Here is a 23,463-nt window from a genome sequence, read left to right as displayed (position 1 = left end):
CGTCCCACTCACCGTACAAAGGGATGTGGGACGAACAGGGGCAGGTTGCGAGCCGGAAATAAACCTAGCCGACCACAATGTCCCGCGTCGCGTGGCTGTACGTGATGGTGACCGGACCGCCGTCGTGGTTCAACTCGTGGTTCGCGCCATCACGGGCGCCAAACGCACCGTAATTCTCGTCCCATGAACGATTCAGTGCGATCTTGTAGGTGTAAAAACCGGCGGGCAATTCAGCCGTCAGCGTCCACACCTGGACCAGCGGGTTGAACTCCATCTGGGCTTCGTCGTACTGCGGCGCCCAATCCTCGGGTGCTCCCAGGATCTTGTTGAAGTCCCCTGCGATGGCAACAGCGTCAGGCTGCGGCAGGGTCTCGACGGCGGAGGCCGCCGCTGCTTTCGCCGGCGCCTTGCTGGCGGACCTCTTCGCGGCGGGCTTCTTCGCCGCGGGTGCAGCCGCCGCGGAGGAAGCCTTGGCTGTTGCTGCTTTGGCCTTCGGCGCGGAGACCTTGGCTGCAGCGACCTTCGGCTCAGCTACATCAGCAGCCGCGACTTTAGGCTCGGTGGCCTTCTTCGCGGCGGCCCGCTTGGTTGCAGCTGTCTTCTTGGCTTGGGGCTTCACAGGCGGGGCCGTCGGAACGGCGACGTCGGCCGGTACCGGAGTTCCGGCGTCGAGCGCTGCTCCAAATTCCTCTGCGTCCGGGAAAGCTACTGTCGCCCGCAGGCCGTCCTCCGGAATGGTCCAACCCGAACGGCCCTTGACCAGCCAGCCAGCCTTGACCAGCTTGGCTGAGGCCGACGTCAGGGTCTTGTGGCCGCGGGGAATGCCGCCACTGAGAAGTTCAGCCTCATGGTCATTGAAAGGTACTCGGACGATCGCTTCGGCCAGCACCTCGCCGGCGTTCAACGTGGCCCCGGACCATACGCTCTCGGCGAGGATGTCCAGTACGGCCTTCAGACGAAGGTTGGTGTTCTCGGCGGTATTCGCGCCCATGCTTCTCCTTCAACGGTGGATACTCCCTCAAAGTTTGCCAATGAATTGTTAATTCCCGCGACTGCAGAAGGTAAACACCGTGTGTCGTGACTGAGTGTGACATCACAGACGCCGCAAGTGATCTACGGGTCTCGGCTGCCGTGCTTTAAGCGGGTGTTACGGACGCCTTGACCCACTCCGTGACCTCGTCCAACAGCACCGCCTTGCGGGCGTCACTGGCGAAGGAGGACCGGATGGAGTTGGCAGCCAGGGTGGCCTGCTCAGGAACCGAGAATTCCAGGACCTTGACCAGTTGCTCGAAGTTGTCGTCCACGTAGCCGCCAAAGTAAGCGGGGTCGTCCGAATTCACGCAAACGTTCAAGCCAATCGCCAACATCTCCGGCAGGGGGTGGTCAGACAGCTTATCCACCGCACGGAGCCGGACATTGGAGAGCGGACAGACGGTCAAGGGAACCTGTTCAGCGACGAGTCGTTGCACTACGTCGGTGTCTTCCATGCAGCGGATGCCGTGATCGATCCGCTCTACATGGAGCAGATCCAGCGCCTGGGTGATGTAGGAAGCCGGTCCTTCCTCTCCCGCGTGCGCGATCCTCCGCAAGCCGGCCTCCCCGGCGCGCTGGTACAGGCGCTCGAATTTCGACGGCGGATTCCCCACCTCTGCGGAGTCCAAGCCGATGCCGGCGATCGGAGCGTGCATGGCCAGGAGCTGGTCCAGGACCTCAAGCGCCGAATCCTCGGACATGTCGCGCAGGAACGCAGCGATGAGGAGGGTGGAGACCCCGAAATCTTCCTCGGAGGTGGCCAGCGCGTTGGCCACGCCATTGACGCAGGTTTCCAGGGCCACGCCCCGGGAGGTGTGGGCCTGGGGGTCCATCATGATTTCCGCGTGGCGCACTCCCCCGGCAGCAGCCCGCTCCAGGTAGGCGCGCGTCATGTCGGTGAAATCCTGCTCAGTCTGCAGGACGGCCATGTTGGCGTAGTAGAGGTCCAGGAAAGACTGCAGGTCAGTGAACTCGTACTTTTCCCGGAGTTCCTCAATATCTTCGTACGGCAATTCGATGCCGTTTCGTTCGGCCAAAGCAAAGATCAGCTCTGGCTGGAGAGTCCCTTCGATGTGCAGGTGCAGTTCGGCAACCGGAGGCGCCGTGGTCGTAGTTTTCTCGCCAAAAGTTTCCACCCGTCAACTCTAGGCCCCAACACCGGCACGTGTCCCGGAGCACTCAACTTGGTTCTCACGCCCTGCACCCTCAAACTGAAAGGATGCAGACTTTCCTCCCCTTCGCCGATTTCCGTGAGAGTGCCGCGGCGCTCGACACTTCAAGGCTCGGCAAACAGCGCGTCGAAGCCCTCCAGGTTCTCCGCGCGTTGGTGATCCCGGAGTACGGTTGGCAGTCCCACCCCGCCGTGCGCATGTGGATGGGCCACGTCCCCGCGCTCACCATGTACGGCCTGGCCATGGCCGACGAGTGGATTGCCCGCGGCCACCCGGACAACACGCGCACCAACATCACGGAGTTTGCCCCGCAGGCGGCCCACCCGGATTACGCCTCCAGGATCATCATGCCGCCGTGGCTCGGACACGAGGACCTGCACCTCAGCCACCGCTCCAAGCTGATTTCCAAGGATCCCAAGCACTACTCCCAGATCTTCCCCGGCACCGAGGAAAAGCTGGAGTACGTGTGGCCGGAACCCAAGCACGAGTTCCACCCGGAGGACCCGGAAGAGGATCGCTTGTTGATCCTGCGCGCCAACGTGGAAGACCTCCGTCCGGAGCAACTCACCACCGTGGCCATGCCGCCGCACGGCAAGGCCCGTGCGGCCGCACCGTCAGACCCGGACGAGTACCAGTTCGTGTACGCCGAGGAGAAGTCCCGCCGCCAGGTTAAGGGCCCCAAGAAGCGGCCCGTCAAGCAGCTCGAGAAAAAGCCCACGCGAAAGCGCCAAGCACAGGAACAGGCGTTCAATACCCTGCCCGGCAAAACCGAGCTCGCCGTGCCCTTCGACGGTGGCCAAATCTTCGCTGTCGGCCTGATTCAGGGCCGACCCATCACTGTTGACGGCCGGTTCGCGCGCAACTTCGAGGTCACCAACGTGATCAAGCGCACCGACTTCGACTACCCCGCACTGCTTCAGGATCCGCGGGTCTTCTTCCCGGTCCCGGCGCCTGCGCTGTAGCTGCGCCCTTTCAGCAACGCCCGATGGCGGCGGCCAGGTTCTTTTTCAGCGGAACCCGGCTGCCGCCGTCGTTGTTTACTGCGTGCGGCGAGAGCTGTGTGAGACGGTGGAGGCACGCACCTAGGCAGGGAGGGCCATGGATTTCCAGCACGTCATCGAAGAAGTCGGCCGGTACATGGACTTCGCGGGGGTGGCAGTCATGGTGATCGGGGCCCTGGTTTCGGTTCCTCTGGCCCTGCGCGGGTATCAACCACAACGTGCCAGGGGACTCGCTCCTTTTTCTCCCTACCGCTCATATCGGCAACTGCTGGGCAGGTCCATCCTGCTGGGCCTCGAACTTCTGGTGGCCGCCGACATCATCCGTACCGTCGCCGTCACGCCCACCTTTGAAAGCGTGGGCGTCCTGGCCATCATCGTGCTGATCCGCACCTTCCTCAGCTTCTCCCTCGAGCTCGAAATAACGGGCCGCTGGCCCTGGCAGAAGGAAAAAAGCGCATGATGCAGCCGTGGAGCCCGGACATCCTTGGCGAAGGATTCGAGCAACAAACGCTAAAGCTCGACGGCGGCGCTACCGCCACCTTGGTGCGGTACCTTGGCTCGGCGCCGGAGTCGCTCGCGGTCTCCGGCGAAACTCCGGACGGCGCTGGAATCGACGCAGATGTTCTTTACGTCCATGGCTGGTCCGACTACTTCTTCCAAAGGCATGTAGCGGAGTTCTGGCATCGGGCCGGCGCTCACTTCCATGCCTTGGACCTGCATAATTATGGTCGCAGCCTGCGCCCGGGACTGGTGCCGGGCTTCGTCACCAACCTTGCGGATTACGACGCCGACATCGAGGCGGCGCTGTCAGCCATGGGCCGCTCTGGCGTTCCGGGCGTGGACCGGCCGCTCATCCTGTTGGGACACTCTACTGGTGGGCTCACCCTCAGCCTGTGGGCCGCGCGCCATCCTGGCGTCGCATCGGCCGTGATCCTCAACAGCCCTTGGCTGGAATTCCAGGCGACCGAGCTGGGCAGGCGGGCGATCGCACCCCTCGTGGGGCTCCACGCCCGTCTTCATCCTCTGGCGCCGCTGCCGCCAGTAGATCCGGGCATCTACACCCGGGCCGTATCAGCCACCCTTGACGGCGAATGGGAATACAACCTCGAGTGGCGGCCTGACCGTGGATTCCCCATCACTCCGGCCTTCCTCGACGCCGTGTTCCGTGGCCAAGCGACCGTCGCAGCAGGTTTGGGCATCGAGGTCCCTGTGCTCGTGTTGCTCTCGGACAAAAGCTACCTGCAACCAAAGTGGTCCGCCGATGCGCTCACCGCTGACGTGGCACTCAACGTCGATGCCGTGGCCCACCGCGCGTTGTCCCTGGCGGACACCGTCACGGTGAGCCGGCTGCCCAACGCATTCCACGACATCTTCCTCTCGCCGGAACCCGTCAGGCGCCAGGCATTCGAACGCATCGGGCGCTGGCTACCGATGGCACTGCAAGCTTCAAACGCAGAGGTGTGGGAGGCCAGGACCGCGGGTTTGTAGGCCGCACCTTATTTACCCAGTCCGGCCCTTCGCAACGCTTCAGCCATTGCTGTGTTGGCGGGAGCGGCCGGAGCCTGCTGGGGCTTGCCTTGGCGCGCGCCGCCCTGACGGCGATCGCCTTGGCCCTGCCGTTGTGAACCCTGGCCGCCACCGCGCTGAACGCCACCACGTTCGCCGCCTGAAGCACGTCCACCCGAGGTGCGCCCACCAGCAGCAGTGCCGGGTTCGTCGTCGAGCCTCAAGGTCAGGGAGATGCGCTTACGCTCGGGATCGGCCTCCAGCACCTTGACCCGTACCACCTGGCCGGACTTCACGACCTCCCGTGGGTCTGAGACGAACTTGTTGGACAGCGCCGAGACATGGACCAGCCCGTCCTGGTGCACTCCGACGTCCACGAAGGCGCCGAACGCGGCCACGTTTGTGACTGTGCCTTCCAGGATCATGCCGGGCTTGAGGTCGGAGATCTTCTCGATGCCTTCAGAGAAGGACGCCGCCTTGAACGCGGGACGGGGGTCGCGGCCGGGTTTCTCCAGCTCGGACATGATGTCCTTGACCGTTGGCAGGCCGAACGTGCCATCGACGAATGCCTGCGGATCCAACGCCGTGGCGGGACCGCCCCCGGCTGCTACGAGGATCTTCCGAGCCACCGAATATGCTTCCGGGTGCACGCTGGAGGCATCCAATGGCTCCGCTCCCCCGGTGATCCGGAGGAAGCCCGCGCACTGCTCGAACGCCTTGGCACCCAGCCGGGGCACCTTCTTGAGGTCGCTGCGCTTAGCGAACGGCCCATTCTCGTTCCGATAGGCCACGATGTTCTCGCTCAGCAGCGGCCCGACGCCGGCCACGCGGCTAAGCAGCGCGGGCGAGGCTGTGTTCACGTCCACGCCCACGGCGTTCACGCAGTCCTCCACCACGGCATCCAGCGAGCGGTCAAGCTTGGCGGCGGTGACATCGTGTTGGTACTGCCCCACGCCGATGGACTTGGGTTCGATCTTGACCAGCTCGGCCAAGGGGTCCTGAAGCCGACGGGCAATGGAAACAGCACCGCGGAGCGAAACGTCCATGCCCGGGAGTTCGGAAGCCGCGAGCGCGGAGGCTGAGTACACCGAAGCCCCGGCCTCGGACACCACCAATTTTTGGATCCCCTTGGAGCCTGAAGCTTCGAGGGATTTGATGAGTTCCGTGGCCAGCTTGTCCGTTTCCCGGGAAGCCGTTCCGTTGCCGATCGCCACCAACTCCACGTTGTACTGCTTGGCGAGCCGTCCGAGCGTGGCCAAGGCCTCGTCCCACTTTTTCGCGGGTGCGTGCGGGTAGATGGTGTCCGTGGTGACAACCTTGCCGGTTCCGTCCACGACAGCCACTTTCACGCCGGTCCGGAGTCCTGGATCGAGGCCAAGCGTTGCCCGGTTGCCGGCTGGTGCGGCAAGCAGGACATCCCGCAGGTTGGCGGCGAACACTCGAACCGCTTCATCTTCCGCGTCGGCGAACATGCGGCCGCGAAGGTCCGTGGTCAGCCGATCCAGAATGCGTCCCCGCCAAGCCAGCTGCGCGGTTTGTGTCAGCCAGGCATCCGCAGGCCGCCCCTGATTGGCGACCCCAAGGCACTTGGCCACCGCATTCTCATAGCGGCCGCGGGCGGCGGCCAGGGCGTCGTCGTCGGCGGGGTCGGCCTCGGCGAGGTCCAGCTCAAGGACGCCGTCCTTCTCACCGCGCAACAGGGCAAGAACGCGGTGCGACGGCATGCCTGACGGCACCTGGGTGAAGTCGAAGTAGTCCTTGAATTTCTGGCCCTCGGCTTCCATGCCTTTCTTGACGCGCGACACCATGCGTCCCTGCTTCCAGAGGCGTTCACGGAGGTCCTCCGCGAGGTCGGCGTCCTGCCCGACGCGCTCCACCAGGATTGCGCGGGCTCCTGCGAGCGCCGTGGCGGCGTCGTCGATGGAGTGCTCGGCGTTCAAGTACTTTGCGGCTTCGGTGGCGGGGTCCAGTTGCGGGTTGGCCAGCAGGACATCGGCCAGCGGCTCCAGTCCCGCTTCGCGCGCGATCTGTGCTTTGGTGCGGCGCTTGGATTTGAACGGGAGGTAGATGTCCTCCAGGCGCGCCTTGGTATCGGCCCCGACGACGGCGGCTTCCAGTTCCGGGGTCAGCTTGCCTTGGGCGGCGATCGCTTCCAGGACGGACTTGCGTCGTTCTTCCAGCTCACGCAGATATCTGAGGCGTTCCTCGAGGTCGCGGAGCTGGGTGTCATCGAGCGTCCCGGTGACTTCCTTACGGTAGCGGGCGATGAAGGGGACGGTGGATCCGGCGTCGAGCAGTTCCACCGCGGCCTTGACCTGCCAGGTCTTGACGCCGAGTTCTTCGGCGATCAGGGCATGGATGGCGGCATCAGCTGACTGGAGTTGGAGATTTGAAGTCACCATGACAGTTTGCCTCACATAGCCGACAGTTTCCGAAGGCGGTATGGGGAAGGCCTATCCCGCGGGCGCCGTTAGTGCTGTAGTTGTCCCATGCAGGAACTGCTCATCATCCTTCAGGACGGGTTTGATTCCGATGACGTAACAGTGACCGTCAACGGCAAGGAAGCCGTGTCTGAGAGGGGTGTGTCCACCAAGTCCCTGTTGGGGATGGCCGACGAATTAACAGTTGAGCTGCCGGCGAAGGGCGCCACCGTGGGTGTGGAGGTCGGCAGCCGAAAACTTAGCGCCACGAAGAAGCTCGCGGGGAAACCCAAGAGCCTGCTGGTTTCGATTGAACACGGCGAGCTCGTGTTGCGTGAAGGAACGGGCCGCGAGGCGTTCCTCTAAAGGGATGCCTCGCGGCGGCTGGGTTGGGTTGTCAGTGTGGCTTGGGATATCAGTGCGACATGCGCTCCTTGGCTGAAATGTGCTCCACCATCTCGCCGAGGCGCTGTTCTGCATAATGGTTGCGCGCGATATCGCCCTGGCTGATGATGCCTACCAACTTGTGGTCGCTGATGACGGGCAAGCGGCGCACCTGATGTTCTTCCATCATGGTGACGGCCTCGTCAACGTTGGCATCGGCGTCCACCCAGAAGGGCTTGCCGGTGGCGAGTTCGCTGGCGCGTACTTCCCGGGCGTCCCTGCCTTCTGCCAGACACTTGACCACGATGTCGCGGTCGGTGATGAAGCCGGTGAGCTTGCCGTCGTGGCCGCAGATGGGAAGTGAACCGCAGTCCATATCCCTCATCAGCCTGGCGGCTTCCTGAAGAGTCTTGTCCTCTTCGATGCACTGAGCGTTGGTTGTCATGAATTCACGTACGGCACTCATGGGTCCTCCTTCATCGATTGGGGTCATCGACGCGGGGCCTCTCGGCACCGACGCCGATGATGTCAGCCTACGCTCGGTGGCTATCTGTGACTAGGCGAATTCTGCACCCTTTGCATAGTCCGTTTCCCGCTGCTATTCGGCGATGTCCTCGGCCCACAATTCGGGGTGTTCCTCCTGGAATGTGCGCATCATGTCCACACAGCGGGGGTCGTCCAGCACCACGACTTCCACGCCACGTGAACGCAGGAGGTCGAATTCGCCGGGGAACGTTTCGGCCTCACCCACCACAACCCTCGGGATTTTGAACTGGATGATGGTTCCCGTGCACATCGCGCATGGTGCCAAGGTGGTGTAAAGGGTGGTGTCGCGGTAGCTCCTCTGACGCCCGGCGGCCCTCAGCGCGGACATCTCGCCGTGCGCGATCGGATCGCCGTGCTGGACGCGTTCGTTGTGACCGCTGGCAATGACTTCCCCTCCGCGGGCCAATGCGGCTCCAATCGGGATGCCGCCCTCGCTGAGGCTCTTTTGCGCGGCTTGGTAGGCGGCTTCGAAAGCGGGATCCGGGGTCGGGGCAGTTTCAGTCATGCGTGCAGTCTAAAGTGGCTACGCCCTATATTGTCAGGGCCCGCTGATAGCTTGGCTGCAAGGGTTTAATCACGGCATCGGAAAGGCAGGTGGGTCGCGGTGTTCTTTCTCGATCCTCAGATCGCGGGCGCCCGGCCGGACTTGGTGTTCTCGGCCAGCGACCTCGTCATCGCTGCCACCTGCGAGTACCAGTTGCTCCGGAAACTCGACGAAAAACTGGGCCGCACGCCTAAGCCGGACTTCGCAGCCGACGCCATGTTGGAGCGCACAGCCAAGCTGGGCGACGTCCACGAGCACCGGGTCCTGGATGATTTCATGGCTGAGTTCGGGCCATGGGATGCGGCCACGGGAAAAGGCGTTTACGACGTCGTTCCCGCCTCTGCTATGGACCGCGCCACCCTTTCGGCCAAGCATGCGGAATCCATCGACGCCCTACGCTCCGGAGCGGACGTCGTCTTTCAGGCCGCCTTCTTCGATGGCCAGTTCCATGGCCGATCCGACTTCCTGGTGAAGCGCACCGGCGGGCAGTACGCGGTCTTCGACACCAAGCTCGCGCGGCACGCCAAGGTCACAGCCCTCCTGCAGTTGGCCGCCTATGGAGATCAACTCATCCAGGCAGGGATCTCACCGGATCCCACTGTCACCCTAGTGCTGGGTAACCGCGTCCACAGCCACCACCCCCTTGCCCAGATCCTTCCCGTCTTGAGGGAACGCCGGGAACGCTTCCTTGGCATGACCGAGACGCACGTTTCGGACAACGGGCCCGTGGAATGGGGCGACTCCCGCTATTCCGCCTGTGGCCGGTGTGATTACTGCGCTGAGCAGGTGCAACTCCATCGGGATCTCCTCATGGTGGCCGGCATGCGGATTAGTCGGCGCAAGAAACTGATCGAGGCCGGCGTTACTACCATTGACGGACTGGCAGCCATGCCCGAGGCGGGTGACCCCACGCTGCTGCGGCTCCGTGAGCAGGCACGGCTGCAGACCGGAACAGGAACGCCTGATGGCACGGTCAAGTACATGGACAAGTCCGGTGAAACCAAAGCCATCAGCTACAACGTCCTGCCGGACCACACCTTGGGCAGGCTACCCGCTCCGGATCCGGGCGACATCTTCTTCGACTTCGAAGGCGATCCCCTGTGGCAGGACCCCGTCACGGGAAAGTGGGGGCTGGAGTACCTCTTCGGGGTCATCGAGAACCCTGTAGAACCCGGTGCCGAGCCAGTGTTCAGGCCCTTCTGGGCGCACTCACGGGCTGAAGAAGGCAAGGCCTTTGTGGACTTCCTTGAGTACGTGGCCAAGCGGCGGGCACAGTATCCCGGCATGCACATCTACCACTACGCTGCCTACGAAAAGACCGCTCTGCGCAACCTGTCCCTGACGCACGTGGTCGGCGAAACCGCCGTCGACGACCTCCTGCGCCAAAGTGTCCTGGTGGACCTCTACGACACCGTCCGGCACAGCATCCGGATCTCGGAGAACTCATACAGCATCAAGAAGCTCGAGCCTCTCTACATGGGACAACACCTTCGCTCGGGTGACGTGACCGACGCCGGCGCCTCAGTTGTTGCCTACGCGGACTACTGCATGGCAAGGGATACGGGAAACCCTGAAGAAGCAGCTGTAATCCTCGAAGGCATCCGGGACTACAACGAATACGACTGCCTTTCGACGCTGGAACTGCGCAACTGGTTGCTGGCCCGTGCTGCGGAGCGTTCCATCGTGCCCGTGGGTGGAACGGACGAAGCGCCCCTCACAGATACCGAACCTGACAAGACCGAACCAGAACAGTATGAGGCGGCGCCGGAAGAGAAAGCACTCTTCGACTACATCGCAGGACTGCCCGAGGACAAGAGAGCCACTCCCGATTCGCGCGCTATTGGCATCGTGGCCGCGGGAGTCGGGTACCACCGTCGCGAGGACAAGCAGCACTGGTGGGGCCACTTCGACCGTTTGGAAAGGCCAACCTCACAGTGGCCTGACGAGCGCGACCTCTTCGTTGTCGACCACGCCGAACTGCTGCAGGACTGGGCAAAACCGACACCTCGGAGCAACCCTGCGCGGCTCGTGAAACTCTATGGCCGGTCCGGTGACGGCGCGGGGCTGGAACCCGGGAAGAAATACTTCCGCATGTACGGCCCGCCTCTGCCGGACTCACTCCAAGGGAAGCGATCCGCCGCGCTTGGCCGTGCAGGCTGGAACGGAACCTTGGTCACGGAGGTCGGGGACCACGAGGACTTCGAAACAGTCACCATCGCCGAAGGCCTGCGCAAGGACTCCACGGCGTTCAGCCAACTGCCCATGGCGCTTACTCCGGATCCGCCCATTGCCACCAACGGACAGCGGGCAGCACTCGCGGCTTTGGCCACGAAACTCAGCGCTGCCCTGCCGCAGTGGCCTCGGGACTGTTCCTTGGATCTGGTGCGGAGGCAGCCTCCGAAGCTCCGTACACTGCCAGCTCTGCCAGCCGTCGCGGCCGGAGCTGACGGCTACGTTGATGCGATCACAACAGCCGTCGAGGACTTGGACGATTCGTACTTGGCCGTGCAAGGACCTCCGGGAAGCGGCAAAACGTACGTCGGATCGCATGTCATCGCCCGGCTCGTCGCTGCTGGCTGGAAAGTGGGCGTCGTGGCCCAGTCGCATGCCGTGGTGGAAAATATGCTCTGCGCTGCTGTGGAGAAGGCCGGAGTGGATCCCCAACGGGTGGCCAAAGAAGTCAAACACGACGACCCGGTGCCGTGGACACAATGCGCCAAAGGCGACGTGGAAGAACTGTTGTCCAAGCCGGGCGGGGCTTTGATTGGCGGAACAGCCTGGACCATGGTGGGCACTTCGGTTCCAGCGGGCTCGCTGGATCTCTTGGTCATCGATGAAGCCGGACAGTTCTCATTGGCAAACACCATGGCCGTCAGCAGGGCTGCACAACGACTTCTGCTTTTGGGTGACCCTCAGCAGCTTCCGCAGGTCACCCAAGGGACGCATCCGGAACCTGTTGATGAATCGGCACTCGGCTGGCTCTCGGACGGGTACAACACCATGCCGCCTGAACTCGGCTACTTTCTGGCGCTCTCATGGCGGATGCATCCAGAGCTCTGCAGCGCAGTTTCCGAGCTTTCCTACGACAACCGACTTGAAGCAGCCCCCGCGGCCAAGGAACGACACCTGGACGCTGTTGCTCCGGGCATTTCCTGCATCTACGTCCCGCATACCGGTAACTCAACGTCCTCACCCGAGGAAGCGGCGGAGGCGGTCCGACAAGTCCAGACCCACCTCGGCCTGACCTGGCTGGACCCTTCGGAATCGCCTGAGATCCGTCCCCTCGGGGAAACCGACATTCTGGTGGTCGCCGCGTACAACGCCCAGGTCCAGCTGATCAAGCACCATCTACGAATCGCCGGACTAGGCAAGGTGCGGGTGGGTACCGTTGACAAGTTCCAAGGTCAGCAGGCTCCGGTTGTGATCGTTTCCATGGCCGCGTCAGCAGCCGGAGAAGTCCCGCGGGGCATGGAGTTCCTGCTGTCCCGGAACCGGATCAACGTGGCGGTCTCGCGCGGTCAGTGGCGTGCCGTCGTCGTACGTTCACCCGAACTGACCAACTACCTGCCGACGCATCCCGAGGGTCTGGAGAATCTCGGCGGCTTCGTTGCCCTCTGCCAGCGCGGGGGTAGCTGAGGGCGAGACTTTAGCTAAGGGCGAGTTCGGCTGACCGCGAGGGCCTCGTCGAGGACTCGGCCGAAGTTTGTGGCGTCGTGGGCAAAACGGCCGAGGAAGAGCCCGGACACCCCGTTCAGCTGTGGCAGGAGTCCTGGTTTAGCCGATCCGCCGTAGATGATGGGTGTTCTGGACAAGCCATGCCGCGACAGTGAACCCCGCAGCGCGGCCACAACGTGCGAAACGTACTCTGCCGAAGCGGGTTCCGGGGCACCGATCGCCCATACGGGCTCGTAGGCAATGACCAGCTGGGAGGCAACCGACCAGTCTCCGGAAACTGCTGCCTTGATCTGCCGGTAAACCGTGTCCGCCGCTGCTGCCGGGTCCAGGATTTCTGGTTCCCCCACGCACAGAAGAGGTGTCAGGCCGGCGTCGACGGCGGCGCTCACCTTAAGCGCAATCATCGCCTCATCCTCAGCGAAGTACCGGCGACGCTCTGCATGGCCGATCTCCACGAGACTGACGCCGAGTTCCCCCAGCATCGACGGTGAAACCTCGCCCGTCCACGGCCCATCGGACCAGCTACAATTTTGGGCGCCCAGGACCAACGGCGTGCCTACAAGTAAACGCGCCGCCGCGGGCAGCACCGGAAACGACGGGATCACAAACGGGACCACCCGCCCGGCCGCGAGGGCCGGACGGGCGTCCACTTCAGCTACCAGCTGTTCCAACCATTCCAAGCTCTGCGCGTAGCCCATGTACATCTTGGTGCTCACACCGATAAAAAGGGTGTCAATAGCGGGCAGCTTCACGGACGACTACTTCCCCAGCAGTTCGTCGGCTTTGTTGCTGAAGCGCTTGGTACCAAACATCAGCAGAGCCGCCACGAAGGGCAGCACACCCAACGCGTAGACACCCATGGTTCCAGTGTCCGAGGCGGTGACCTGGTTGACCGTGGTGCGCAGGATCGGGGCAACGAACCCACCCAGGTTTCCGAGGGAGTTGATCAGACCGATGCCCGCAGCCGCAGCAGTTCCGGTGAGGAACGCCGTCGGGTACGACCAGCAGATGGGGCCTGTCGACAGGAAGCTGCACACCGCGAGGGTGATGAAGATGATGCCGACTGCCGGCATCTGGTTCGCGCCGGCCCATGCGGAGCCGAAGATGCAGAGGCCTGTGGAGATGAACAATGCCGTGCCCCAGCGGCGTCGGCGCACCACGGTGTTGGCAGCCTTGCCGATGAAGTAGCAGGCGAAGATGCCGAAGAACCACGGGATCGCGGCCAGGAGTCCGACGGCGATGCCCACCTTCTGCCCGGTCAACTGCGCCACCTGCTGTGGCAGGTAGAACGTCACACCGTAGACGGCGACCTGCAGGCAGAAGTAGATGACGGTGAAGTACCAGACCCGACCGTTGCGCATGGACGCCAAGACGCCGCGGGGACCCGTTTCTTCCTTCACGGTGTCCTCCAATGCCATGACATCAGACAATGCCCGTTTCTCTTCCTTGGTCAGGAACTTGGCGTCCTGGGGGCTGTTGATGAGGAAGAAGTAGGCGGCGATACCGGCCACGACGGCGAGCATGCCTTCTACGAAGAACATGACCTGCCAGCCGGCTACGCCCGGAACCTGGTCGCCGATGTTGATGAGCCACCCCGACAGCGGTGCACCCATCATCTGCGAGAACGGCTGGGCCAGGTAGAAGATGGCGAACATCTTCACGCGGACCTTGTTGGGGAACCACGCCGCCAGGAACATGATGACGCCCGGGAACAGGCCGGCCTCGGTGACGCCCAGCAGGAACCGGAGAATGATGAAGGATGTCTCGCCCTGGACAAAGGCGAAGCACGCCGAAACGATGCCCCACGTAATAGCGATGCGGGCGAGCCACACCTTCGCTCCGAACTTGGTGAGCAGCAAGTTGCTGGGGATCTCGAACAGGGCGTAGCCGATGAAGAAAATACCGGCGCCCAGCGCGTAAGCACCTGCGGTAATACCCTTATCCACTTCCAGCGCGGCTTCGGCGAAGCCAACGTTGGTGCGGTCAAGGAAGGCCACCACGTACAGGATGACGAGCATTGGCATGAGCCGCCGCGAGGCTTTGGAAATCGCCGATTTCAGGACCGGCGTATCCAGCAACTCCTGAGTGGAATTGGTGGAAACAGACATTGAAACTCCTCTTTGAGTGACAGGAAATGACTAGGGCAGCGCGATCAGCGCGGGAAGAAAATGAGCACCATGCCCACTGCGCAGGCGAGGACGCCCACGGCAAGGTAGATCTTGCGTTCTCGTGTCCAGGTCTTCACGGCAAGGGCCCTAGTGCATGTACAGTCCGCCATCCACATTCAGCGTCTGGCCGGAGATGTATCCGGAGTCCTCGCTGATGAGGAAGGCGATGGCGGCGGCGATGTCCCGGGTGGAGCCCACACGGTTCACTACAAGGTCCTTGGTGAGCTCATCCTTGCGTTCCTGGCTCAGCGTTCCGCCCATGATGTCGGTGTCGATGGGGCCGGGAGAGATGGCGTTGACGGTGATGTCGTACTCGCCAAGTTCACGGGCAGTTGCGCGGGTCAAGCCGATGACGCCGGCCTTGGCCACAGAGTACGGGGTCTTGGAGAACGTGCCGCCGCCGCGCTGGGCGGAAACGGAGGAGATGTTCACGATGCGACCTATCCGGTTCTTGACCATGGATTCGGCAACACGGCGGGTGGCGTAATGGACGCCGTTGAGGTTGATGTTCAGGACCCGGTCCCACTCAGCGGGTTCGAGTTCAAGGTAACCGACTGGCGAGCTGACACCGGCAACGTTGGCCAGCGCAACGATCTGCGGCAGCTCGGCCTCAAGTTCGTCAATGGCCGCACGGACCTCTGCTTCACTGGCCACGTTTGCGCCAACGCCGTGAGCCTGCACGCCGTACTCTGCCGCGATTTCCTTGGCTGCGATCTTGCAGGCGGCGTCATCAAGATCGATGATGCCGATGTTCCAGCCTTGGGCGGCCAGGTAGTTGACGGTAGCGCGGCCAATACCGCGTTCGGAGACGGCACCGGTGACGATTGCGGTGCGTTCAGCGGGGAAAGTCATGTGTTTCTCCTAGGAAGAGTTAGTTGATGGGGGCCGGGCCGAGCTCTTCAATGAGCTTCTGCATGGCGACGTAGGCCTTGTTGCGGTACGCGATGAGTTCGGGAGTGCGTTCGGCGGGGACGTTGAGGAAGCCTGCGCCGGTCTTGGTGCCGAGCTTGCCCGCTTCCACCAGGTCGGAGAGGATCTTCGGCGTCGCGAAGCGTTCCGGGAAACCGGTCTGCAGTGACTTGTAGCAGAAGTTGTAGACGTCCAGGCCGGCCATGTCGGCGATGGCGAACGGACCAAAGAATGGCAAGCGGAAGCCGAAGGTCGTACGCACCAGGGTGTCGACGTCGTCCGCCGTTGCGATTCCCTGCTCCACCAGCTGGGCTGCCTCGTGGAACAGCGCGTACTGCAGGCGATTCAGCACGAAACCGGTGACGTCCTTGACGACGGCGGTCTGCTTACCGGCCGCGTGGACCAGCTCGCGCGATGCGGCCACCGTTGCAGCAGAAGTCCCAGCGTGGGGGATGATCTCGACACCGGGAATGAACGGCGACGGGTTGGAGAAGTGCACACCCAGGAACCGCTCGGGATGGGTGACGGCTTCGGCGAGGGCAGCGATGGAGATAGTCGAGGTGTTGGAACCGATAACGGCATCCGGGCGGGCCGCGGCGCTGATCCGGGCCAAGGACTGGTGCTTGATGTCCAGGACCTCGGGCACGCACTCCTCGATGAAGTCGGCGTCGGCAACAGCTTCCTCAATGTCCTTGGCGGCCCACAGGTTCTGCTTCAGCAGTTCGGTTGAACCGGCCGGGAACAGGCCATCGGCAACAAACTGGTCCGACTCCACCAGCAGGCGGTCGTAGTTTTTCTGCGCTACCTCAGCGGAAACATCGGCAAGCGCAACGCGGGCGCCACCGAGCGCCAGCACCTGGGCGATGCCGCCGCCCATGTAGCCCGAGCCCACGACGGCGATCTTCCGGGCTGCGTTGTTAGCGGTGGGTCCGGTTGCTTCAGGAGTGGTCATGATCAGACTGCCTTCGTGTAGTCGGGCTCGTACGAGCAGATGGCGTCCACCTTGGCGGCGGAGGATGAGGTTTGGTCGAAGCGGTGGCCGAGCCACTCCCCTACTAGCTTTTTGGCCAGTTCCAAGCCAATCACCCGCTGTCCAAGCGTCAGGACCTGGGCGTTGTTGCTCAGCACGGACCGTTCCACTGAGTAGCTGTCGTGGGCTGTGACGGCGCGAATCCCGGGAACTTTGTTGGCCGCGATGGCCACTCCGAGTCCCGTACCGCAAATCAACAAGGCCCGGTCTGCTTCACCAACGGCAACCTTGCGGGCGGCATCCACGGCGACGTGAGGGTAGGCGGTGGAGTCATTGAAGCCAACGCCGACGTCCGTCACCGACGCCACGCGCGGGTCTGCTTCCAGCAACGCAACGAGCGCCTGCTTGTACTCGACACCGGCTTCGTCATTGCCGACGATGATGCGCCAGCCTTGGTTGTTGCTCATGCTTGGGCTCCGTTTCCGGCTGCAGCCGCTGAAGATGCGGTGGCCAATTGTGAATCGATGAAGTGGGAAATCCTGGTGGCGATCAAGCCAAAGGACACTGCGCCTGGATCAGGGTGGCCGAGGCTCTTTTCCGCGAGGGGCCGCGCCCGGCCCTTGAGCGGGCGAAGCTCAGCTGTCTTCGCGGCAGCGGACTCAGCTGCCGCAGCGGCAACTGCCAGTGCCCGATCAACCGGAGTTCCGCCGTCGAGCTCTTTGAGGAAGGCGTCCCGGAAGGGCAGGAGAGCGTCCACCATGGTCTTGTCCCCGGGATCGGCTTTGCCGAGTTCGGTAATGGCGCGGACGAAGGCCTTCACAGCGGCCGCCGCGTCCTCCGAGGTGTATGTTTCGCGGTTGCCTAGCGACAGCCCGGCAGCGATCACTGCGGAGCCCCACAGTGCCCCGGACGTCCCGCCGGCCCGTTCGCTCCAGGCTTCCCCGGCTGATGTCAGGATGCGCGCTACTGATCCGCCGGACGTGGCTTGTCCGGCCGCAGCGGCAGCATCCACGCCTCGGCGCATGCCAATACCGTGGTCGCCATCGCCTGCAATCGCGTCCAGCTTGCCGAGTTCCTCTTCATACTCGACGACGACGTCACGCACCTGGGCGAGGACGGACACTGCCTGCCTCCCGAGTTCAGCGGCTGCCGGGGTGGGCTGTTCGACGTCGGCGGTTTCGGCGTCGTCTATTGCTGTCTCCGCGCGAGGTGCACGAGGCGACATGCTGCCCTTGCGGAACGCCGGAGTGTCAGCCGGCGCGGCCCAGTACTGCTCAAGTTCATCGTCCAACCACAGCAACGTCAGGGAGAGTCCGGACATGTCCAGGCTGGTCACCAGCTCACCGCACTCGGGCTCCACCACTGTGAGGCCTGCAGCCGTCAGTAGTTTCTCGATCTTCCCGAACAGCAGGAAGAGTTCGTCATACTTCACCGTGCCAAGGCCGTTGACGATAGCCACCACGCGGTCCGCAGCGTCGTCAGGTTTGTCCGCGAGCAGCTTGGTGACCAGCAGCTCCGCCAGCTCAGAGGCAGAGGGCATCGGGTGTTCCGAGATTCCAGGCTCGCCATGAATTCCGAGGCCCAACGACATTTGTCCGGCAGGAACATGGAACAGCGGATCCTTGGCGCCTGGGAGCGTGCAGCCGTCAAAGGCCACACCCAGCGATCGCGTCCGGTAGTTGGTCTTGATGGCCAACCGCTCGACGTCGTCAAGGTTCAGTCCCGCTTCTGCGGCGGCGCCGGCAATCTTGAAAACTGTCAGGTCGCCGGCGATTCCACGGCGCTTCTCCAGTTGTTCGATCGGCGCACTGGCGATGTCGTCCGTCACGGTGACCGTGCGGGTTTCGATGCCCTCGGCGTTGAGCCGGAGCTGCGCCTGGCCGAAATGCAGGACGTCCCCGGCGTAGTTGCCGTAGCTGAGGAGGACGCCGCCGCCGGCATTGGCCGCCTTGGCGACGCGGTAAACCTGGCCCGCCGCCGGGGAGGCGAACATGTTGCCGCAAGCGGACCCTGTCGCCAGGCCAGGACCCACCAGCCCAGCGAAGGCCGGGTAGTGTCCCGAGCCCCCGCCAACCACCAGGGCCACCTGTCCGGACGGAACCTCCGTGGAGCGGACCACGCCGCCATCGACGCGTGCGACGTAGCCGCGGTTGGCAGCCACGAAACCGTCCAGCGCTTCATCGGCAAAGTCTGCCGGGTTGTCGAAGATCTGTGTCATTCCCTAGACTCCTGCGAATTCGGCCGCGGGCTGCTTGCGTCCCTGGGCCACCTGGCTCTGGCCGAGGTGGTAGCCGTCCGTTTTCGGGAGGACGTGCCTGCGGAGGTAGTCCTGGTTGCTGGCTGTGACGCTCAGGCCATCGCCGCCGTAGTGCTCTGTGCAGAGGATGCCCTGGAAACCGACGGAAAGCGCAACCTTGAAGGCCTCGCGGTAGTTGATGAGCCCGCTTTCCATGGGAGCCGGCATGGTGATGTAGCTGTCGCGGGCCACGTCTTCGTCGCGGATGTAGTTCTTCATGTGCCAGTAGTTGGAGTACGGCAGGGTCTTCGCCACCATTTCGCGCCAGTCCTCAATGGGACGGTGCAAGCGGATCAGGTTGCCGAGGTCCGGGTTCAGGCCAACGTTGTCCAAACCGATGTCCTGGACCAGCTGCACGGAGGAATCAGCGGTGCCAAGGTAGGTATCCTCGTACATTTCCAGCGAGATCAAGATGCCGGCTTCTGCCGCATGCTTTCCGAGTTCGCGGATCCGGGAAACTGCGTTGCCCCACGCTTCCTTGTCCCCCACGGGGTCCTTGTATCCCTCGACGGTCCAGAACCAGAGCTGTTTCTGCTGCTCCGGGGTGATTGCCTGGTGGAGCCCGAAGGACACAACTTCGCAGCCCAGTTCCGCAGCGGCGTCGATGGTGCGGTGGCTGTAGGCGAGGTTGTCGGCCCAATCGGTGGTGTGAATGACGCTGCGGCGGATGGCTGAGATGACCGGGACGCCGATGCCAACTTCGGCAGCGGTCTGCTTGAACTCGGCAAGTCGTTCCTTGCTGAGGTCGCCCGGACGAACCCAGCTGTCGGTGAGGTCCGCATTCGCGAAACCTGCCTCCTTCACTTCCTGCAGGACGGAGGCCCAAACGGAAGCGTCGGCGTCGTTGACGTGCTGTCCCGCGGCATCGGTGCCGGGGAACTGCAGGAGGGCCGCGGTGACTGGCCAATTGTCGGCGGTATACGCCATGATGATCACTCCTTCGTGGAATCCTGTTTCCTATAGGATTTACGAACCACGTGAAGCTGTCAACCCTTTTTGCGAAACTTCCTAGATCCTATATGTCTTACATATGGGTGTGAAGAGGGTCACGGAGCTCAGAAAAGGCCCGCCGGCTACGGCCAGCGAGCCCGCGCTTGCCCGTGAGCTAGTCCGAGGGTGCGTCCGCCATGGCGCGGCCACGGACCTTCTCGACGTGATCAACCATCATGGCCGCGGCCTTCTCCGGATCACCGCTGGTCATGGCATCCAGCACGGCCTGGTGCTCGGCAATAGCCTGCTCCGCATCGGTGATACCCACTCCCCCGAACAGCCGGAAGCGTTGAATCTGGCCGCCGAGGGTGTTGTAGGCCGCCAGCAGGAACTGGTTGTTGGCCTGCGCGGCGATGAGTTGATGGAAGCGCTCGTCGGCTTCGAGATAGCCACGGTATTCGGCGAATGTGCCGCCACGCGGGGCGGTCTTCAAATCTTCGACCGCCTGTTTCAGCGCATCCAGGCCGTCAGGGGTCATGCGCGAACAGGCCAGTCGGGCATTGACCGGCTCAATGGATAGCCGCGCTTCCATGAGCTCCGCGAAATCTTCCCGGGTGAACACGGGTGCCACGCGGTAGCCTTTTAGCGCCACGCGCCGGACCATTCCCGTGTGCTCCAGACGAGCCAACGCCTCCCGCACCGGGGTCGGGGAAACATCGAGTTCCCTCGCCATCCCATCGATGCTCACGGCAGCCCCGGGTTCCAAACGGCCATCCATGAGCCACTCGAGGAGGGCTTCGTAGACATGGTCGGCCAGCACTTGGCGACTGACGGGAAAGCCAGCGCGGGCAACGGTCGGGGAAGGATCAGCCATGCCACAAATCCTATAGGAACGCACGCGCCGGACGAGGAAGCGGTCCTGTCACATCTCACCCGATTTACCCAACCGGACGTTAAACCGCGACGTCGGCACCCGGACCTGGGTGCCGACGTCGCGGTTTTGCTTGGGGTGCCGCGCTTTAGTTCGCGTAGAACGGGTAGTCCGTGTAACCCTCGGCGCCGTCGGCGTAGAAGGTGGAAGCGTCCGGCTCGTTCAGCGGCAGGCTTTCGCGCCAGCGGCGGGCAAGGTCCGGGTTCGCAATGGCGGGGCGACCCACCACCACGGCATCGGCAAGGTCCTGTTCGATAATCGCAAAGGCTTCGTCGCGGGTGGTGATCTCGCTAAAGCCCGTGTTCACCAGGAATGTTCCGTTGAAGCGCTCGCGGAGGTCCTGCACCAAGGCACTCTTGGGATCGTGGTGGAGAATGCTCAGGTACGCAAGGTTGAGTGGAGCGATGGTGTCCACCAAAACCTCGTAGGTTGCGCGGACATCGGCGGGATCCACTTCGGCTATGCCCTGGACGTTGTGCTCCGGGGAGATGCGGATGCCCACGCGGTTGGCGCCGAGTGCCTCCACCACTGCGTTGACAGTCTCGATGACGAAGCGGGCACGGTTTTCCGGCGAGCCGCCGTAGCTATCCGTACGGATGTTGGAATTCGGGGCCAGGAATTCGTGCAGGAGGTAGCCGTTGGCGGAGTGAAGTTCAACGCCGTCGAAGCCTGCCTCGATCGCGTTCCTCGAGGCAGTGACGATCTCCTGGATGACACCGGGCAGTTCGTCAGTGCGGAGTTCGCGCGGTACGGGGTAAGCCTGCTTGCCCTTGGGGGTGCGGACTTCACCGTCAATGGCGACGGCACTGGGGCCAACGATCTCGTGGCCACCGGTGATGTCCGAGTGTGAAACGCGGCCACCGTGCATGATCTGGGCGAACATCCGGCCACCCTCAGCGTGGACAGCGTCCGTGACGGTCTTCCAGCCTGCGATCTGTTCCTCAGTGACAATTCCCGGCTGCCCTGCATAGGACTGGCCTGCCGGTACCGGGTAGGTTCCTTCACTGACAATCAAGCCGAGGGAGGCCCGCTGGCGATAATGCTCGGCGATCAGTGATCCCGGAACGCCATTGTCGCCCGCGCGGAGGCGGGTCAGGGGCGCCATCACCAGTCGGTTGGAAAGTTCAAGCTCGCCGAGGGCCAGAGGGGAAAACAGCATGCGCAGTTCCTTTCAGAATGAAACAGGTTCATCCTGCCCAACTGCATGGCGTCTGCAACTATTCCTGATGAGCCGCACATCACACTAATGCTCCTCGCGGGCTTCCTCCAGCGTCCCGTATCACTCCGGCCTGATGTGCTTGAGTGCGTCCTCGAAGCACTCACAAAGCGCCAGCACCGCCACGAGGTGCGCTTCCTCGGCATGTGGCGGATCGGTGTCGATGCATATGGCTTCATTTACCGACTGGGCCAGGTCCTTGGACTCCTTGCCAGTCAGCGCCCATACACGTGCACCCCGTGACTTAGCGGCGGCAGCAGCTTCCCGGAGTTCGTCGGTGATACCTTTCGCGGCGAGCAGGACCACGATGTCTCCCTCGCTAACCTGCGTGGATACCTGGTCGCCCATGCTTCCGGAGCCGTCGGAACCGGTTGCGCCCTTGGTGATGGAGATGGCTTTGAACCCGGACCCGCTCACGGGATCGTGGGCGTTCAATTCCGACGTGAACCTCTGCGCTTCGTGTGAGGATCCGTCGCTTCCTGCAGCGAAAACACTCCCACCACGCAACCTGACACGGGCCAGTTCCTCGCCCCACTCGGCAAGCCTCGAAGATTCCCGGCGCAGGGCCGCCACAGCCGGCCCGATTTCGCCCAAGTGCCCCAATACCACGTCAACTGCATGCCTGTGGGCATTCGTCTCAGTGGCCCGCATCGCCTGACCTGTTCGCCTCACCACGATACTCACTTCCCTGCCTCCGCTTCTCCGTTGAAACTATAGGTTCCTATCACCATCGCGTGTTGAGCCCTCGCGCCCGCTGCGGTCCCGGGTGAGACGCTCTCCCTCGGCAACATGGGAGCGATCGCGGTCCACGTCCTGTTCGTCGGTACGGGAAGTGCCGGCCGGACGGTCGCGGCCTGAGGCGTTTGACCGGTCCGGATTGGCGTTCGGGTCAAGTTTGTCGGCATGGCGAAGGTGTTCCTCGACGCGCCCGTGGGCTTCGTTGGCCTTCTCGGCGTGGCGTTCGGCGTCCTTACGGAGTCGATTCGCCTCAACTTCGGCCTGCAGCGCATCGGCCTCCGCCCGTGCTGATTCAGCTTTCGCTTGGTGTGCACCGATGGCTTCCTCGGCCGCCTTCTCACGCAGCTCCTCGGCTCGGTGGCGGTTGACCTCGGCCTTTTTGCGGCGCCCAACAACAACTGCCACAATCACAGCGGCAATGACGATGACGGCCAGCACGATAATAAGTACCAGTTGTCCTGTATCCATGTGGATTACCTCCCTGGTGAGCGGCTTCTGTGGGCGCCGCTCGTGGCCCACGCTGTGGTTGGTACCTCAGGTGTACCCCGATAGGGCCACCTCGAAACGATTCCAGGCCCTCAGGCGGGCAGCTCCATCCTGAAGCCACACCGGCATTGGATAACGCGGGTCTTCAGGTAGACATCCAGCAAGCCATCATCCACGTCCTCGGTTGTCATGGGGGCGTAGACGCTCCGCGCCGACGATTGGGCGAAGGCCATGGGCTCGCCGCAGTGAAGGTACACCCCGCCGAACTGGAGCAAACCGGACACGCTTCCGTTGCGATTGAGAACCGCGGCAACATCACGGAACGCCGCCCTGTGGGCATATGAAGCGTCGCAGGCCAAGCAAGTGTACGAAACCCAGACCATCAATTCGCCCGCGTGCGGCTCGATGGATTCGATGGTTTCCAAGTTCAGGCGATCACTGGACCGGCACTTGGTGCAGCTCAGCGCTTCCGCTTGCAGACGCGACGCGTCTCCGGGAACCAGCGGGTTCTTCATGATGGACAATGCGATCACTCCTCG

General features: G+C 63.1%; 22 protein-coding genes. 5 read left to right on the top strand and 17 right to left on the bottom strand.

The window, feature by feature from the left end:
* Nucleotides 1-64: 64 nt before the first annotated feature.
* Nucleotides 65-991 (bottom strand): pullulanase X25 domain-containing protein, encoded by a 927-nt coding sequence (locus A477_RS0104015; protein WP_017197734.1) that lies wholly within the window; start codon nucleotides 989-991, stop codon nucleotides 65-67.
* Between the two features lie 145 nt (nucleotides 992-1,136).
* Nucleotides 1,137-2,168 carry an adenosine deaminase gene (locus A477_RS0104010; protein WP_017197733.1) on the bottom strand — a complete coding sequence of 344 codons (1,032 nt, stop codon included), beginning with the start codon at nucleotides 2,166-2,168 and terminating at the stop codon, nucleotides 1,137-1,139.
* An 83-nt stretch (nucleotides 2,169-2,251) separates the two neighbouring features.
* Here A477_RS0104010 and A477_RS0104005 point away from each other — a divergent pair, with 83 nt between their 5' ends.
* The 3 genes from A477_RS0104005 to A477_RS0103995 all read left to right on the top strand — a co-directional run bounded on the left by A477_RS0104005 (nucleotide 2,252) and on the right by A477_RS0103995 (nucleotide 4,693).
* The gene (locus A477_RS0104005; RefSeq protein ID WP_017197732.1) at nucleotides 2,252-3,166 is read left to right on the top strand and encodes an MSMEG_6728 family protein; all 915 of its coding nucleotides are present in this window, start codon (nucleotides 2,252-2,254) and stop codon (nucleotides 3,164-3,166) included.
* Between the two features lie 136 nt (nucleotides 3,167-3,302).
* Nucleotides 3,303-3,665, top strand: coding sequence for a DUF1622 domain-containing protein (locus tag A477_RS0104000; RefSeq protein ID WP_017197731.1), 363 nt, complete (start codon nucleotides 3,303-3,305; stop codon nucleotides 3,663-3,665).
* Nucleotides 3,662-4,693 (top strand): alpha/beta hydrolase, encoded by a 1,032-nt coding sequence (locus A477_RS0103995; RefSeq protein ID WP_017197730.1) that lies wholly within the window; start codon nucleotides 3,662-3,664, stop codon nucleotides 4,691-4,693. The genes A477_RS0104000 and A477_RS0103995 overlap by 4 nt, the downstream gene beginning before the upstream one ends.
* 8 nt (nucleotides 4,694-4,701) lie before the next feature.
* Here the strand turns inward: A477_RS0103995 and A477_RS0103990 are convergent, their stop codons facing one another.
* On the bottom strand, nucleotides 4,702-7,113 hold the full coding sequence (locus A477_RS0103990) for a Tex family protein (RefSeq protein ID WP_026005344.1): 2,412 nt from the start codon (nucleotides 7,111-7,113) through the stop codon (nucleotides 4,702-4,704).
* Nucleotides 7,114-7,200: 87 nt separating this feature from the next.
* Here A477_RS0103990 and A477_RS0103985 point away from each other — a divergent pair, with 87 nt between their 5' ends.
* Nucleotides 7,201-7,497: a hypothetical protein gene (locus tag A477_RS0103985; protein WP_017197728.1), complete on the top strand. Its 297-nt coding sequence runs from the start codon at nucleotides 7,201-7,203 to the stop codon at nucleotides 7,495-7,497.
* A gap of 49 nt (nucleotides 7,498-7,546) precedes the next feature.
* On the opposite strand, the gene A477_RS0103980 is transcribed toward A477_RS0103985, so the two are convergent.
* A complete protein-coding gene (locus tag A477_RS0103980) occupies nucleotides 7,547-7,981 on the bottom strand; it encodes a CBS domain-containing protein (RefSeq protein WP_017197727.1) in 435 nt (144 codons plus the stop codon).
* A gap of 132 nt (nucleotides 7,982-8,113) precedes the next feature.
* Nucleotides 8,114-8,566: a nucleoside deaminase gene (locus A477_RS0103975; RefSeq protein WP_017197726.1), complete on the bottom strand. Its 453-nt coding sequence runs from the start codon at nucleotides 8,564-8,566 to the stop codon at nucleotides 8,114-8,116.
* A gap of 99 nt (nucleotides 8,567-8,665) precedes the next feature.
* On the opposite strand from A477_RS0103975, the gene A477_RS0103970 reads away from it, so the two are divergent.
* A complete protein-coding gene (locus A477_RS0103970; protein WP_017197725.1) occupies nucleotides 8,666-12,241 on the top strand; it encodes a TM0106 family RecB-like putative nuclease in 3,576 nt (1,191 codons plus the stop codon).
* Between the two features lie 14 nt (nucleotides 12,242-12,255).
* On the opposite strand, the gene A477_RS0103965 is transcribed toward A477_RS0103970, so the two are convergent.
* The 12 genes from A477_RS0103965 to A477_RS0103905 form a co-directional block, all read right to left on the bottom strand.
* A complete protein-coding gene (locus A477_RS0103965) occupies nucleotides 12,256-13,032 on the bottom strand; it encodes a triose-phosphate isomerase family protein (protein WP_017197724.1) in 777 nt (258 codons plus the stop codon).
* 6 nt (nucleotides 13,033-13,038) lie between these two features.
* Nucleotides 13,039-14,388 carry an MFS transporter gene (locus tag A477_RS0103960; RefSeq protein ID WP_017197723.1) on the bottom strand — a complete coding sequence of 450 codons (1,350 nt, stop codon included), beginning with the start codon at nucleotides 14,386-14,388 and terminating at the stop codon, nucleotides 13,039-13,041.
* A gap of 147 nt (nucleotides 14,389-14,535) precedes the next feature.
* On the bottom strand, nucleotides 14,536-15,300 hold the full coding sequence (locus A477_RS0103950; RefSeq protein WP_017197721.1) for an SDR family NAD(P)-dependent oxidoreductase: 765 nt from the start codon (nucleotides 15,298-15,300) through the stop codon (nucleotides 14,536-14,538).
* Between the two features lie 19 nt (nucleotides 15,301-15,319).
* Nucleotides 15,320-16,309: a 3-hydroxyacyl-CoA dehydrogenase family protein gene (locus A477_RS0103945; protein ID WP_017197720.1), complete on the bottom strand. Its 990-nt coding sequence runs from the start codon at nucleotides 16,307-16,309 to the stop codon at nucleotides 15,320-15,322.
* A gap of 2 nt (nucleotides 16,310-16,311) precedes the next feature.
* On the bottom strand, nucleotides 16,312-16,794 hold the full coding sequence (locus tag A477_RS0103940; RefSeq protein WP_017197719.1) for a ribose-5-phosphate isomerase: 483 nt from the start codon (nucleotides 16,792-16,794) through the stop codon (nucleotides 16,312-16,314).
* Nucleotides 16,791-18,545: a dihydroxyacetone kinase subunit DhaL gene (dhaL, locus tag A477_RS0103935; RefSeq protein WP_017197718.1), complete on the bottom strand. Its 1,755-nt coding sequence runs from the start codon at nucleotides 18,543-18,545 to the stop codon at nucleotides 16,791-16,793. The genes A477_RS0103940 and dhaL overlap by 4 nt, the downstream gene beginning before the upstream one ends.
* 3 nt (nucleotides 18,546-18,548) lie before the next feature.
* Nucleotides 18,549-19,550 (bottom strand): sugar phosphate isomerase/epimerase family protein, encoded by a 1,002-nt coding sequence (locus tag A477_RS0103930; RefSeq protein ID WP_026005343.1) that lies wholly within the window; start codon nucleotides 19,548-19,550, stop codon nucleotides 18,549-18,551.
* A gap of 178 nt (nucleotides 19,551-19,728) precedes the next feature.
* Nucleotides 19,729-20,427, bottom strand: a complete 699-nt coding sequence (locus A477_RS0103925; protein WP_017197716.1) for a GntR family transcriptional regulator — start codon at nucleotides 20,425-20,427, stop codon at nucleotides 19,729-19,731.
* Between the two features lie 145 nt (nucleotides 20,428-20,572).
* A complete protein-coding gene (locus A477_RS0103920) occupies nucleotides 20,573-21,643 on the bottom strand; it encodes an alkene reductase (protein ID WP_017197715.1) in 1,071 nt (356 codons plus the stop codon).
* A 120-nt stretch (nucleotides 21,644-21,763) separates the two neighbouring features.
* A complete protein-coding gene (locus tag A477_RS0103915; protein WP_237715712.1) occupies nucleotides 21,764-22,384 on the bottom strand; it encodes an SIS domain-containing protein in 621 nt (206 codons plus the stop codon).
* 27 nt (nucleotides 22,385-22,411) lie between these two features.
* On the bottom strand, nucleotides 22,412-22,906 hold the full coding sequence (locus tag A477_RS0103910; protein WP_017197713.1) for a hypothetical protein: 495 nt from the start codon (nucleotides 22,904-22,906) through the stop codon (nucleotides 22,412-22,414).
* A gap of 110 nt (nucleotides 22,907-23,016) precedes the next feature.
* On the bottom strand, nucleotides 23,017-23,439 hold the full coding sequence (locus A477_RS0103905) for a hypothetical protein (protein ID WP_044568257.1): 423 nt from the start codon (nucleotides 23,437-23,439) through the stop codon (nucleotides 23,017-23,019).
* Nucleotides 23,440-23,463: the final 24 nt, after the last annotated feature.

Source organism: Arthrobacter sp. M2012083 (assembly GCF_000281065.1).
In the GTDB taxonomy this organism is placed as follows: domain Bacteria; phylum Actinomycetota; class Actinomycetes; order Actinomycetales; family Micrococcaceae; genus Arthrobacter.
This window is presented reverse-complemented; position numbering and strand designations above follow the sequence as displayed.

Coding starts and splice junctions, on each gene's coding strand:
- A477_RS0103940 (WP_017197719.1), bottom strand. CDS start 16,794: ATGAGCAACAACCAAGGCTGGCGCATCATCGTCGGCAATGACGAAGCC.
- A477_RS0103995 (WP_017197730.1), top strand. CDS start 3,662: ATGATGCAGCCGTGGAGCCCGGACATCCTTGGCGAAGGATTCGAGCAA.
- A477_RS0103960 (WP_017197723.1), bottom strand. CDS start 14,388: ATGTCTGTTTCCACCAATTCCACTCAGGAGTTGCTGGATACGCCGGTC.
- A477_RS0104000 (WP_017197731.1), top strand. CDS start 3,303: ATGGATTTCCAGCACGTCATCGAAGAAGTCGGCCGGTACATGGACTTC.
- A477_RS0103945 (WP_017197720.1), bottom strand. CDS start 16,309: ATGACCACTCCTGAAGCAACCGGACCCACCGCTAACAACGCAGCCCGG.
- A477_RS0103980 (WP_017197727.1), bottom strand. CDS start 7,981: ATGAGTGCCGTACGTGAATTCATGACAACCAACGCTCAGTGCATCGAA.
- A477_RS0104015 (WP_017197734.1), bottom strand. CDS start 991: ATGGGCGCGAATACCGCCGAGAACACCAACCTTCGTCTGAAGGCCGTA.
- A477_RS0104005 (WP_017197732.1), top strand. CDS start 2,252: ATGCAGACTTTCCTCCCCTTCGCCGATTTCCGTGAGAGTGCCGCGGCG.
- A477_RS0103920 (WP_017197715.1), bottom strand. CDS start 21,643: ATGCTGTTTTCCCCTCTGGCCCTCGGCGAGCTTGAACTTTCCAACCGA.
- A477_RS0103985 (WP_017197728.1), top strand. CDS start 7,201: ATGCAGGAACTGCTCATCATCCTTCAGGACGGGTTTGATTCCGATGAC.
- A477_RS0103950 (WP_017197721.1), bottom strand. CDS start 15,300: ATGACTTTCCCCGCTGAACGCACCGCAATCGTCACCGGTGCCGTCTCC.
- A477_RS0103930 (WP_026005343.1), bottom strand. CDS start 19,550: ATGGCGTATACCGCCGACAATTGGCCAGTCACCGCGGCCCTCCTGCAG.
- A477_RS0103975 (WP_017197726.1), bottom strand. CDS start 8,566: ATGACTGAAACTGCCCCGACCCCGGATCCCGCTTTCGAAGCCGCCTAC.
- A477_RS0103990 (WP_026005344.1), bottom strand. CDS start 7,113: ATGGTGACTTCAAATCTCCAACTCCAGTCAGCTGATGCCGCCATCCAT.
- A477_RS0103925 (WP_017197716.1), bottom strand. CDS start 20,427: ATGGCTGATCCTTCCCCGACCGTTGCCCGCGCTGGCTTTCCCGTCAGT.
- A477_RS0103905 (WP_044568257.1), bottom strand. CDS start 23,439: ATGAAGAACCCGCTGGTTCCCGGAGACGCGTCGCGTCTGCAAGCGGAA.
- dhaL (WP_017197718.1), bottom strand. CDS start 18,545: ATGACACAGATCTTCGACAACCCGGCAGACTTTGCCGATGAAGCGCTG.
- A477_RS0103910 (WP_017197713.1), bottom strand. CDS start 22,906: ATGGATACAGGACAACTGGTACTTATTATCGTGCTGGCCGTCATCGTC.